The sequence below is a fragment of the Bradyrhizobium sp. CCBAU 11386 genome (assembly GCF_028128955.1).
Taxonomy (GTDB): domain Bacteria; phylum Pseudomonadota; class Alphaproteobacteria; order Rhizobiales; family Xanthobacteraceae; genus Bradyrhizobium.
On the sequence record NZ_LBKA01000191.1, the window covers coordinates 1 to 12,116 of the forward strand.

Below are 12,116 nucleotides of genomic sequence, written 5' to 3' on the forward strand. Positions count from 1 at the left end.
TCAGGATCTTCCAGGACCGCGAGGTCCCGCCGGCGTCCCATCTTCCTTCAGGAAGATGCCGACAACATGCAATCCGGGACCCAGAACGGTGCACCATGGGCCCCGGTTCAGCAGCGCACCACGCCGCAAGGTGCGGCGCGCTGCGCTGCGCCCGGGGCACGAGCCTCTGGTAGCTGGCTCGCAATGGTCGCCCTTTCCCTGTAAATACGGCCGCCATGGACACCTCCCCCCTGATTCTTCTCGCCGCGGGCGGCACCGGCGGCCATCTGTTTCCGGCCGAGGCGCTCGGCGTCGAACTGATCCGGCGCGGCTTTCGCGTGCGTCTCGTCACGGACGAGCGGGCGCTGCGCTATAGCGGGCTGTTCAGCAAGGACATGATCGACGTCGTATCGAGCGAGACTGCGCGCGGCCGCAATCCGTTCCAGCTCGCCTATGCCGGTCTCACGCTCGCCGCCGGCACGCTGTCGGCCTATCGCCTGATCAAGCGATTGAAGCCCGTCGCCGTCGTCGGCTTCGGCGGCTATCCGACGCTGCCGCCGCTGGTCGCGGCAAAATTCGCCGGCGTGCCCGGCATCATCCATGACGCCAACGCGGTGCTCGGCCGCGCCAACCGGTTTCTGTCGAGCCGCGTCCGCGCCATCGCGACGTCGTTGCCGGGCGTGCTCGATCGCGACCCGGCGCTATCAGGCAAGACCACGACCGTCGGCACGCCGATGCGACCGGCGATCCTCGCCGCGGCCGCCGTGGCCTATGCCGCGCCCGAGGCGAACGGCCCGCTGCGCCTGCTCGTCGTCGGCGGCAGCCAGGGCGCGCGTATCATGGCCGACATCGTGCCGGGCGCGATCGAGCGGCTCGAGCCTGCGCTGTGGGGCCGGCTCATCCTCACCCAGCAGGTGCGCGACGAGGACATGAATCGCGTGCGCGCCGTCTACGACCGGCTCAAGATCAACGCCGAGCTCGCGCCGTTCTTTACCGATCTGCCGGCGCGGCTCGCCTCCAACCATCTGGTGGTGTCGCGCTCAGGCGCCGGCACCGTCGCCGAGCTCGCCGCCATCGGCCGGCCGTCGATCCTGGTGCCGCTGCCGGGCTCGATCGACCAGGACCAATTCGCCAATGCCGGCGTGCTGGCCAAGGTCGATGGCGCGATCCGCATTCCGCAGACCGAGTTCACCTCGGATCGGTTGGCTTCCGAAATCTCCGCTTTCGCCGCCGAGCCGGCGCGCCTTGCCGCCATGGCTGCGGCTGCGAAGGGGGCAGGGCGGCTCGATGCCGCCGAGCGGCTGGCCGATCTGGTGGTCAAGGTCGCGGGAATCTGACGCGAAAAAGCCCTTGTCTTCGCCTTCTAAAGCGGGGCATCCAGTAGGAAAGGCGCGCGGCTGATTTGGCCGTGACCTTCGCCAGATGCCGCCTTCTCCGGCGGCGAGGTCAGGGAACAGAGCATGAGACTGCCGCGCGAGATCGGACCCATCCACTTCGTCGGGATCGGCGGGATCGGCATGAGCGGGATCGCCGAGGTGCTGGTCAATCTCGGCTACGCTGTGCAGGGCTCGGACGCCTCCGACAATTACAATCTCGACCGTCTGCGCAAGAAGGGCGCCAAGGTCTCGGTCGGCCACAAGGCGGAGAATGTCGACGGCGCCGAGGTCGTCGTGGTGTCCACCGCGATCAAGCGCGACAATCCGGAATTGATGGCGGCGCGCGAACGGCGCATTCCCGTGGTGCGCCGCGCCGAGATGCTGGCCGAGCTGATGCGGCTGAAGAGCTGCGTCGCGATCGCCGGCACCCATGGCAAGACCACGACGACGACGATGGTTGCAACGCTGCTCGATGCCGGCGGGCTCGATCCCACCGTGATCAACGGCGGCATCATCAATGCCTACGGCTCCAACGCGCGCCTCGGCGCCGGCGACTGGATGGTGGTCGAAGCCGACGAGAGCGACGGCACGTTCCTGAAACTGCCGACCGATGTCGCGATCGTCACCAATGTCGACCCCGAGCATCTCGATCACTTCAAGACCTTCGAGGCGGTGCAGGACGCCTTCCGCCATTTCGTCGAGAACCTGCCGTTCTACGGCTTTGCCGTGATGTGCATCGATCACCCTGTTGTGCAGAGCCTCGTCGGCAAGATCGAGGATCGCCGCATCATCACCTACGGCGAGAATCCGCAGGCCGATGCGCGACTGGTCGATCTCACCCCGATGGGTGGCGGATCGAAATTCAAGGTCGCGTTCCGCGATCGCAAGACCGGCGCCGTGCACGAGATCGCCGATCTCATGCTGCCGATGCCGGGCCGGCACAACGCCTCGAATGCGACGGCCGCGATTGCGGTCGCACGCGAGCTCGGCGTTACGGACGATGCGATCCGCAAGGCGATCGCCGGCTTCGGCGGCGTCAAGCGCCGCTTCACCAAGACCGGCGAGTGGAACGGCGTCACCGTCATCGATGATTATGGCCATCATCCCGTGGAGATCGCAGCAGTGCTGAAGGCGGCGCGGGAATCCACCAACGGCAAGATCGTCGCCGTGGTGCAGCCGCATCGTTATACCCGCCTGCAATCGCTGTTCGAGGAATTTTGCACCTGCTTCAACGATGCGGACGCGGTGATCGTCGCCGATGTCTATGCCGCCGGCGAAGCGCCGATCGAAGGCATCGACCGCGATCATTTCGTCGCCGGCCTGCGCGCCCATGGCCACCGCGAGGTGGTCGCGCTGCCGGCGGCGCCGGAGCTCGCGGGCATCGTCAAGGGGCTCGCGACATCGGGCGATCTCGTCGTGTGCCTTGGCGCCGGCAACATCACGCAATGGGCGTATGCGCTGCCGGGCGAATTGAAGGCGCTGGGGTAGGCGCTCTCATGAGAGTCTTACAGATAGCCACACGGCACACTGCGCTCCCTCCCCCCTTGCGGGGGAGGGCGGGGGAGAGGGGTAGCCACAAACTCCAATCTCGCTTGGGGCTACCCCCCTCCCTGACCCTCCCCCGCAAGGGGGGAGGGAACGGAGAGAGCTTGCCTCCCTCACTTGAGGATGCGGCATGAGTTTTCCCGACATCACCCCCTCGCTCAAAGCCGCGATGCCTGATCTGCGCGGCCGGCTGCTGGCCAACCAGTCGCTGGCCGAGCTGACCTGGTTTCGCGTCGGTGGTCCGGCGCAGGTGCTGTTCACGCCGGCGGACGAGGACGATCTCGCTTATTTCCTCGCGCATCTCGCTTCCGACATCCCGGTCTATGTCGTCGGCGTCGGCTCCAACCTGATCGTGCGCGACGGCGGCATTGCGGGCGTGGTGATACGTCTGGCGCCGCGCGCCTTTGGCGAGGCGAGCGCGAGCGGTGATATCGTCACCGCAGGCGCGGCTGCGCTCGACAAGCGCGTGGCGGAGGTGGCGGCTGGCGCCAATATCGGCGGGCTCGAATTCTATTTCGGCATTCCCGGCACGATCGGCGGTGCGCTGCGCATGAATGCGGGCGCCAATGGCGGCGAGACCAAGGACGTGCTGATCGAGGCGCGAGGCGTCGGGCGCGACGGCACGAAGCACGTCTTCTCCAATGCCGACATGAAGTTCGTCTATCGCAACAGCGGCGCCGACCCCTCCGTCATCTTCACGTCTGCGCGCTTTCGCGGTGAGGTCAAGGATGCGGACGCGATCCGCGCGCGCATGGCGGAGGTGCAGAGCCATCGCGAGACCGCACAGCCGATCCGCGAAAAGACCGGCGGATCGACCTTCAAGAATCCGCCCGGCCATTCCGCCTGGAAGCTGGTGGACGCCGCCGGCTGCCGGGGCTTGCGCGTCGGCGGCGCGCAGGTCTCCGAGATGCACTGCAATTTCCTGATCAACACGGGCGATGCCACCGCGCACGACATCGAGACGCTGGGCGAGACCGTGCGCGAGCGCGTGAAGGCCAATTCCGGAATTGAGCTACACTGGGAAATCAAGCGGATCGGGGTTTCATGATCGTCGTCATTCCGGGGCTCGCGAAGCGAGAACCCGGAATCCATCAGGCCGCAGAGACTGTGGAGAAATGGATTCCGGGCTCGCGCTTTCAGCGCGCCCCGGAATGACGAACACAGATAGGTGACGGACCAAAGAACATGCGCATCACCATCCTCTTCGGCGGCTCCAACCGGGAGCGTCTGGTTTCGGTCGCCTCGGCCCAGGCGCTGCATCAGGCGCTGCCCGAGGCCGATCTCTGGTGGTGGGACGTCGAGGACAAGGTGCATGTGGTGCAGTCGAAGCAACTGCTCGAACATGCTCGCCCCTTCGAAGACGAGTTCAAGCCCGGCACATCAGGCATTCCGCTGGCGCAGGCGCTCGACCAGGCCAAGGCGGAGAACCGCGTGCTGGTGCTCGGCCTGCATGGCGGACGTGCCGAGAACGGCGAATTGCAGGTGATGTGCGAGGCGCGCGGCGTGCCGTTCACCGGCTCGGGCTCGGCCTCCTCGCATCTCGCCTTCGACAAGATCGCGGCCAAGCATTTCGCCGCGCTCGGCGGCGTGACGCCGCCCGCAAACATTGCGCTGGACGACATCGACGAGGCCTTCGCCGAATACGGCCGGCTGATCGCAAAGCCGGCGCGGGACGGGTCGAGCTACGGCCTGATTTTCGTCAACGCCAGGCAGGACCTCGTCGCCGTCCGCAATGCCGCGAAGCACGAGGAGTATGTGATCGAGCCCTATATTGCCGGCGTCGAGGCGACCTGCGGCGTGCTGGAGCGCACCGACGGCTCGATCGTCTCGCTGCCGCCGATCGAGATCATTCCGGGCGAAGGCAATTTCGACTACGCCGCAAAATACCTTCTGAAATCGACCCAGGAGATCTGCCCCGGCCGTTTCGCACCCGAGATCACCGCCGCGCTCAAGGAGCAGGCGATGCTGGCGCACCGGGCGATGTCCTGCACCGGCTATTCCCGCTCGGACTTCATCGTCTCGGCCAAGGGCCTCGTCTATCTCGAAACCAACACGCTCCCCGGGTTGACCAAGTCCTCGCTCTACCCCAAGGCGCTGAAGGCCGAGGGCATCGCGTTCGCCGACTTCCTGCACGGCCTGGTCGAGCTCGCCGGCCGGGGTGCGCGGAAATAATTAGGACTGGTTAACGGCCAAACGGGCGAAACGGCCCGTTTTGGGCCCCAAATCCGGTAAAATGCCGGACATCGCGGCATAAATGCCTCACAGGGCTGGGCAAAAAGCATCCGGCGTTAACGAAGTTTACCTTTTGTTTACCAGGACATCCGAAGGTTAACGCTGGCGGCGCATATGGCGCTTTGGCTGCCGGCGCGTGAGCTGTTGCGGGTGATGTCACCTCCAGCGAACGCTTTGATGGGAGAGGCTTCGTCTGCTGATCCGGCCCGGCAAGTCCGAGACGTCATGTTCGCCAGGACCCGCGCGATGTCGCGGGCAAACTGTTGACGAGCTCGTGCAATGGATGGTGCAGGAAGCCTCACCCGGTCGCTTCTGAGATCGCTGAGGCCCCAAGCTGATCTGAAGGCGGCCGCTATCGGAGCGGTCGTGCTTCTGCGCGAGTGGGTGCAGGACAAGCGCCAGGAAAGACTTCACGCGGTCCGCGCTGCCGCCAAGGACAAGATCAAAGCGAAGGCCGTGGTCGAGCGCGAGCCACCGCCGCGCGTGGTCGCGCTGGTCGAGCGCTATCTGCCGCGCCGGGTCGGGATCAGCATGACCGTGCTGCTGCTGATCGGAAGCTGCGGCTTCGGCATCGTCAAGGGCGGCCATCTCCAGGATTTCGTCACGGCGGTCAACGACGCCCGCAACGCGATGGCCAATTCCGCCGGCTTCCGCATCACCTCCGTCGTGATCAACGGCCGCAAGCAGCTCACCCAGGACGAGATCCTCGCGATCGGCGGCGTCAGCGGCCGTTCCTCGCTCCTGTTCCTCGACGCCGACGCCGTGCGCGACAAGCTCAAGGCCAATCCCTGGATCGCGGATGCAACCGTGCTCAAGCTCTATCCGGGCCAGCTCATGATCGAGCTCACCGAGCGCAAGGCGTTCGCGCTGTGGCAGGAGGCCGGCCGCCTCTCCGTCATCGCCGATGACGGCGCCGTGCTCGAGCCCTATGTCTCGCGCCGGTTCCTGTCGCTGCCGCTCGTGGTCGGCAAGGGCGCCGACACGCAGGCCCGCGATTTCCTCGCGCTGCTGGCGCGCTATCCGCAGGTCAACTCGATCACCAAGGCCGCGGTCTTCGTCGGCGAGCGGCGCTGGAACCTGAGGCTCAAGGACGGCCTCGACATCCGCCTGCCCGAACAGGACGTCGGCAACGCGCTTGCAATGCTGTCCAGGCTCGACAAGGAAGACAAGCTGTTCTCCCGCGATATCGTCGCCGTCGACATGCGCCTGCCCGATCGCCTGGTGGTGCAGCTGTCCGAGGACGCCGCCAAGGCGCGCGAAGACCAGTTCAAGGACAAGAAGAAAAAGAAGGCCGGGGACGCTGCATGACCGGTCTCGATCGCACCCAGACGCCGAAGACGCGCCAGATGCCGCACAAGCGCGGCGGTCTCGTCGCCTGCCTCGATATCGGCACCAGCAAGATCGCCTGCATGATCGCGCGGCTGAAGCCGTCGGCGCCGAGCGACGCGTTGCGCGGCCGCACCCACGCGGTGGAACTGATCGGTTACAGCCAGATCCAGTCGCGCGGCATGAAGGCCGGCGCGGTGGTCGATCTCGGCGAATGCGAGCAGGCGGTGCGCCAGGCCGTCGGGCTTGCGGAGAAGATGGCAAAGGTGCGGGTCGAGTCCGTGCTGCTGTCGGTCTCCGGCGGCCGGCTCTCCGGCCAGCTGGTCGAAGCCGCCGCCGACATCCGCGGCGGCGCCGTGACCCCGGCCGACGTCAGCCGCGTCACCTCGACCGGCATGCGTCACGCCACCGGCGAGGGCCGTACCGTGCTGCACGCGCTGCCGGTCGGCTACACGCTCGACGGCGTCAAGGGCATCCGCGATCCCCGCGGCATGGTCGCGCATCAGTTCGGTGTCGACATGAACGTCGTCACCTGTGACGCCACCGTGGCACGGAACCTGATGCTCGCGGTGGAGCGTTGCCACATCAATGTCGAAGCCATGGCGGCGAGCCCCTATGTCGCCGGCCTGTCGGTGCTGACCGACGACGAGGCCGATCTCGGCGCGGCCGTCGTCGAGATGGGCGCGGGCACCACCACGATGGCGGTCTATGCCGGCGGCCGCTTCGTGCACGCGGCGGGTTTTGCGGTCGGCGGGCAACACATCACGATGGATCTCGCGCGCGGACTCTCCGCGACCATTGCCGATGCCGAGCGAATCAAGACGTTATACGGGACCGTCATCACCGGCGGATCGGACTCGCGTGAGCTGATGTCTGTGCCGACAGCCGGTGACGAGCAGGATCTGCCGCAGATCGTCTCCCGCGCCACCATCGCCAACATCGTCAAGCACCGTGCCGAGGAAATCTTCGAAATGGTCCGGGACCGGCTCAAGGATTCGCCCTTCGCGTCAGAGCCCAACGGCCGCGTCGTGCTCTCGGGCGGCGCCTCGCAGCTGACCGGCCTCGTCGAACTCGGAACACAGATTCTCGGCCGGCCCGTGCGGGTCGGACGTCCGCTCGGCTTCGGCCGGCTGCCCAACGAGGCGAAGAACGCCGCGTTCGCGGTGCCGGCCGGACTCCTCGTCTACCCGCAATATGTTCACCAGGAACATGTCGAACCGCGGCATACGCGGCAGCAGGTCAGGACAGGGACCGGCGGTTATTTCGGAAAGGTTGGACGATGGCTACGCGAGGGCTTCTGATGACTCCTTTCCGTAATTCCCGATTTTCACCAACTCCCGCGGCCGCCGGCCGGGGCGAACCCACGCGCGCGTGATCGAGAGGCAAACATGACCATCAGCATCAATGTTCCTGATATTCACGAACTGAAGCCCCGGATCACCGTGTTCGGCGTCGGCGGCGCCGGTGGCAACGCCGTCAACAACATGATCACGGCGGGCCTCCAGGGCGTCGACTTCGTGGTCGCCAACACCGACGCGCAGGCGCTGACGATGTCGAAGGCGCAGCGCATCGTGCAGATGGGCACGGCGGTCACGCAAGGCCTCGGCGCCGGCTCGCAGCCGAACGTCGGCGCCGCGGCGGCGGAAGAGGTGATCGACGAGCTGCGCGACCATCTCTCGGGCGCCAACATGGTGTTCGTCACCGCCGGCATGGGCGGCGGCACCGGCACCGGTGCTGCTCCCGTCATCGCCAAGACCGCGCGCGACATGGGAATCCTCACCGTTGGCGTCGTGACCAAGCCGTTCCACTTCGAGGGCGCTCGCCGCATGCGCACTGCCGAAGCCGGCATCGCCGAGCTGCACAAGGTGGTCGACACGCTGCTGATCATCCCGAACCAGAACCTGTTCCGGGTCGCCAACGAGAAGACCACCTTCGCCGACGCCTTCGCGATGGCCGACCAGGTGCTCTATTCGGGCGTCGCCTGCATCACCGACCTGATGGTCAAGGAAGGCCTGATCAACCTCGACTTCGCCGACGTCCGCGCCGTCATGCGCGAAATGGGCAAGGCGATGATGGGCACGGGCGAGGCCTCCGGCGACAAGCGCGCGCTGACCGCCGCTGAAGCTGCGATCGCCAACCCGCTGATCGACGATAGCTCGATGAAGGGCGCCAAGGGCCTTCTCATCTCCATCACCGGCGGCAAGGACCTCACGCTGTTCGAGGTCGACGAAGCCGCGACCCGCATCCGCGAGGAGGTCGACCAGGACGCCAACATCATCGTCGGCGCCACCTTCGACGAAGCGCTCGATGGCCTGATCCGCGTTTCCGTCGTCGCCACCGGCATCGAGCAGGCCACGATCGCCCGCAACAGCCAGGCCACCAGCGCCCCGGTTGCGAACGCAGCGCCGCAGGTGCAGCAGGCTCCCGCAGCTCCGGCCGCCGCGGCCGAGAGCCGTCTCGCCGATCTGACCGCGCGTCTGCGTGCCGACAACCAGCGCCTGGCCGAACGTGCCCAGAAGCTGGAAACGCAGGGCCCGGCGTCCGCCTCCGCGCCGGCTGCCGCGCCGATGGCGCCGCGTCCGAACGTCGAGCGCGCTGCGCTCGCCGCCATCGCGGCTGCCGTTGCCGACGTCCCGCAGGCGCCCGCGCCAATGCAGACCTACGGCGACGTCACCGTGCGCCCGATCGCGCAGAAGCCGACCTTGTTCCCGGAGCCCGACATGGCCCCGGTCGCGATGCAGGAGCCGATGACGCCCGAAAACTTCATCCCGCCGCAGGCCGAGCGTGCGCCGGTGCGGGCGCCGCGGATGCCTCGCCTCGACGAACTGCCGATGCCGGCCCAGGCCGAGATTCGTCAGGCCCGCGGCGAGGTCGAAGAAGAGACCCCGCAGAAGAGCCGCCTGTCGCTGCTCCAGCGCCTCGCCAATGTCGGCCTCGGCCGCCGCGACGAGGAGAGTGAGCCGCCGGTTGCCGCCCGCACCACGGGTCCCGCGATGCCGCCGCTGCCGGACCGCCGTCCGCAGAAGAGCGTGGCGCAGCAGATCGCGGCCAGCGAGCCGGTATCGGAGTATGCCCGCCGTCCCGCGCCGCAGGGCCTCGACATGCATGGCCGTTCCGCGCCTGTTGCGCCGGCGCCACAGGGAGACGACCATCTTGATATCCCGGCCTTCCTGCGGCGGCAGGCGACCTGAGGATTGTTACAATAAGGCAGACGAAAAAAGGTCCCGGCGGGAAGCTTGCCGGGACCTTTCCATTTTGACCGGGCATGCCTGGGCTGCATGGCCAAGCAACTGATTTTAAATCATTAATTACGTATTCGGTGGTTCAGTAAAACTGCCGGCAGCGGCCCAAAACCTCGGCGCAATTTGGTTAAGCCTTGGCGCGAATACGGCAGGTTTGGGGTAACAATCGGTAAAAAAGCGTGAGTTGGCGCTGTTTGGGGCAGTGACTATGGTTTGCCGTGACTTGGGGATACGGATTCGGACGGCGGGCTTGGCCGGTCGGTCGGGTCGAGTATAAGTCGCAGTGGGTCGTAGTGGGGCGGTTCCTGATGAAATTTAGCCGGCAAACAACGCTTTGTGCGCAAGCCACCGTGGTCGGCGTCGGCGTTCATTCCGGTCTTCCCGTCACCCTCACGCTCGGACCTGCGCCCGTCGATGCAGGTTTTGTTTTTGTCCGCACCGGCCTTGAGGGAAGTGACCGCGAAGTTCAGGCGACCGCCGAGCAGGTGATCGCGACCGACCTCGCGACCGTCCTCGGCGATCGCAGCGGTCCGCTGGTCTCCACCGCCGAGCACGTGCTTGCTGCGCTGCGGGGCATGGGCGTTGACAACGCCACGATCGAGATCGACGGGCCGGAAGTGCCGATCATGGACGGCAGCGCCGCGGCCTTCATTACGGCGATCGACCAGGCCGGCATCGTCACCCAGCCGGCGCAGCGCCGCTTCATCCAGGTTTTGAAGCCGATCTCGGTCAAGATGGGTGACTCCTTCGGCGAGATCCGGCCCTACGCCAACGGGTTCCGCGCCGAGGTCGAGATCGACTTCACCAATCCCGTCATCGGCCGGCAGAGCTACGCCTTCGACCTCAGCCCGGAACGTTTCCGCCGCGAAGTCGGCCGCGCCCGGACTTTCGGTCTGATGTGCGACGTCGCCCGGCTCTGGGGCGCGGGCTATGCGCTCGGCGCCTCCTTCGACAACACCGTCGTGTTCGACGACGAGCGGCTGCTCAACACCGAGGGCCTGCGCTACGCCGACGAATGTGCCCGCCACAAGGTGCTGGACGTGATCGGTGACCTCGCGCTGGCCGGCCTGCCGCTGCTTGGCGCCTACCGCTCGGTGCGTGGCGGCCACAAGCTCAACCACGCCGTCCTGACCGCGCTGCTTGCCGACCGTTCCGCCTGGCGGGTGGTCGAGGGCGAGGCGGTGCGCCGCACCACGCGTCCCGTGGTCGAAACCGGTCGCGGTATCGTTGGCGGCCGGATCGCCGCGGCCTACGGGCCGGACGTGTCCTGAAGAGACCTGTGGCCGCGGGCGTCTGGCGGCGGCTGTCCCCGGGAAACTCCTGGTAACCATGATCGACTAGCATTGCGGCACGTTCGCCTTAATCCGGGCGAAATGCCTGCCCATACGGTTGGTTAACGATCGTTTTTCGGATACATCGGCGTGGTCGCACGGCAGGCACCACGGCTACATTCGCGCCCATGACGAGGTTCGTGGGCTGGCGGGTACCGCATCACAGGGCGTCAGGGCTTAAACTCATGTCGGCACAGCGTATGACGCGCGGATATCTCTTGATCTCGCCTCTCGCCCGCGGGCTGCTTCAGGCCGCTGCCTTCATCATGCTCGCGCTGCCGCTGGCCGGCTGCGGCACCGGCGCGCTCTGGGACAAGTTCACCGCCAAGGACGACACCTTCGTCGAGGAGCCCGCCGACAAGATCTACAATGAGGGCCTGTACCTCATGAACGAGAAGAAGGACATGAAGGCGGCGAACAAGAAGTTCGAAGAGGTCGACCGCCAGCATCCTTATTCCGACTGGGCCCGCAAGTCGCTGCTGATGTCGGCCTATGCGTCCTACCAGGGCGGCGACTACGACAGCTGCATCGGCGCCGCCACCCGCTATGTCACGCTGCATCCCGGCAGCCCGGACGCGGCCTATGCGCAATACCTGATCGCCGCCTCGCATTACGACCAGATTCCGGACATCAGCCGCGACCAGACCCGCACCGAGAAGGCGATCGCCTCGCTGGAAGAGGTGGTCCGTAAATATCCGACGTCCGAATACGCGACCTCCGCCAAGGCCAAGATCGAGGGCGCGCGCGACCAGCTCGCCGGCAAGGAAATGAACGTCGGCCGCTATTACGCGCAGAAGCGCGACTACACGGCCGCGATCAACCGCTACAAGGCCGTGGTTACGCAGTACCAGACCACACGCCATGTCGAGGAAGCGCTCTACCGGCTCACCGAGGCCTATATGGCGATCGGCATCGTCGGCGAGGCGCAAACGGCGGCGGCCGTACTTGGCCACAATTTTCCTGACAGCCGCTGGTACAAGGACGCCTACAATCTTGTAAAATCCGGCGGTCTCGAGCCGAGCGAGAATCAGGGGTCCTGGATCAGCAAGACCTTCAAGAAAATGGGCCTCGGCTAGGAAATTTGG

General features: G+C 66.3%; 9 protein-coding genes. All 9 read left to right on the forward strand.

All coding sequences use genetic code 11. The annotated features are described in order from the left end of the window. The first annotated feature begins 215 nt into the window (after positions 1-215). The 9 genes from murG to XI09_RS13310 all read left to right on the forward strand — a co-directional run bounded on the left by murG (position 216) and on the right by XI09_RS13310 (position 12,107). The gene (murG, locus tag XI09_RS13270; RefSeq protein WP_271567236.1) at positions 216-1,316 is read left to right on the forward strand and encodes an undecaprenyldiphospho-muramoylpentapeptide beta-N-acetylglucosaminyltransferase; all 1,101 of its coding nucleotides are present in this window, start codon (positions 216-218) and stop codon (positions 1,314-1,316) included. 123 nt (positions 1,317-1,439) lie between these two features. Beyond that, the gene (gene murC, locus XI09_RS13275) at positions 1,440-2,843 is read left to right on the forward strand and encodes a UDP-N-acetylmuramate--L-alanine ligase (RefSeq protein WP_271567237.1); all 1,404 of its coding nucleotides are present in this window, start codon (positions 1,440-1,442) and stop codon (positions 2,841-2,843) included. Positions 2,844-3,030: 187 nt separating this feature from the next. Continuing rightward, positions 3,031-3,948, forward strand: a complete 918-nt coding sequence (murB, locus tag XI09_RS13280; RefSeq protein ID WP_271567238.1) for a UDP-N-acetylmuramate dehydrogenase — start codon at positions 3,031-3,033, stop codon at positions 3,946-3,948. A 137-nt stretch (positions 3,949-4,085) separates the two neighbouring features. Then, a complete protein-coding gene (locus tag XI09_RS13285) occupies positions 4,086-5,072 on the forward strand; it encodes a D-alanine--D-alanine ligase family protein (protein WP_271567239.1) in 987 nt (328 codons plus the stop codon). Between the two features lie 339 nt (positions 5,073-5,411). Continuing rightward, a complete protein-coding gene (locus XI09_RS13290; protein ID WP_271567240.1) occupies positions 5,412-6,440 on the forward strand; it encodes a cell division protein FtsQ/DivIB in 1,029 nt (342 codons plus the stop codon). Continuing rightward, complete coding sequence (gene ftsA, locus XI09_RS13295) at positions 6,437-7,759, forward strand: cell division protein FtsA (protein ID WP_271567241.1); 1,323 nt, start codon at positions 6,437-6,439, stop codon at positions 7,757-7,759. Before XI09_RS13290 ends, ftsA begins: the two co-directional genes overlap by 4 nt. Positions 7,760-7,846: 87 nt before the next feature. Continuing rightward, positions 7,847-9,649 carry a cell division protein FtsZ gene (gene ftsZ, locus XI09_RS13300; protein WP_271567242.1) on the forward strand — a complete coding sequence of 601 codons (1,803 nt, stop codon included), beginning with the start codon at positions 7,847-7,849 and terminating at the stop codon, positions 9,647-9,649. Positions 9,650-10,008: 359 nt separating this feature from the next. Then, positions 10,009-10,971, forward strand: coding sequence for a UDP-3-O-acyl-N-acetylglucosamine deacetylase (gene lpxC, locus XI09_RS13305; protein ID WP_271567243.1), 963 nt, complete (start codon positions 10,009-10,011; stop codon positions 10,969-10,971). 245 nt (positions 10,972-11,216) lie between these two features. Next, positions 11,217-12,107, forward strand: a complete 891-nt coding sequence (locus XI09_RS13310; RefSeq protein ID WP_271567244.1) for an outer membrane protein assembly factor BamD — start codon at positions 11,217-11,219, stop codon at positions 12,105-12,107. The last annotated feature ends 9 nt before the right edge of the window (positions 12,108-12,116 follow it).

Bases quoted from the DNA above. Each gene is read 5' to 3' on its own strand.
- ftsZ (WP_271567242.1), top strand. From the start codon at position 7,847: ATGACCATCAGCATCAATGTTCCTGATATTCACGAACTGAAGCCCCGG.
- lpxC (WP_271567243.1), top strand. From the start codon at position 10,009: ATGAAATTTAGCCGGCAAACAACGCTTTGTGCGCAAGCCACCGTGGTC.
- murG (WP_271567236.1), top strand. From the start codon at position 216: ATGGACACCTCCCCCCTGATTCTTCTCGCCGCGGGCGGCACCGGCGGC.
- murB (WP_271567238.1), top strand. From the start codon at position 3,031: ATGAGTTTTCCCGACATCACCCCCTCGCTCAAAGCCGCGATGCCTGAT.
- XI09_RS13290 (WP_271567240.1), top strand. From the start codon at position 5,412: ATGGATGGTGCAGGAAGCCTCACCCGGTCGCTTCTGAGATCGCTGAGG.
- XI09_RS13285 (WP_271567239.1), top strand. From the start codon at position 4,086: ATGCGCATCACCATCCTCTTCGGCGGCTCCAACCGGGAGCGTCTGGTT.
- murC (WP_271567237.1), top strand. From the start codon at position 1,440: ATGAGACTGCCGCGCGAGATCGGACCCATCCACTTCGTCGGGATCGGC.
- XI09_RS13310 (WP_271567244.1), top strand. From the start codon at position 11,217: ATGTCGGCACAGCGTATGACGCGCGGATATCTCTTGATCTCGCCTCTC.
- ftsA (WP_271567241.1), top strand. From the start codon at position 6,437: ATGACCGGTCTCGATCGCACCCAGACGCCGAAGACGCGCCAGATGCCG.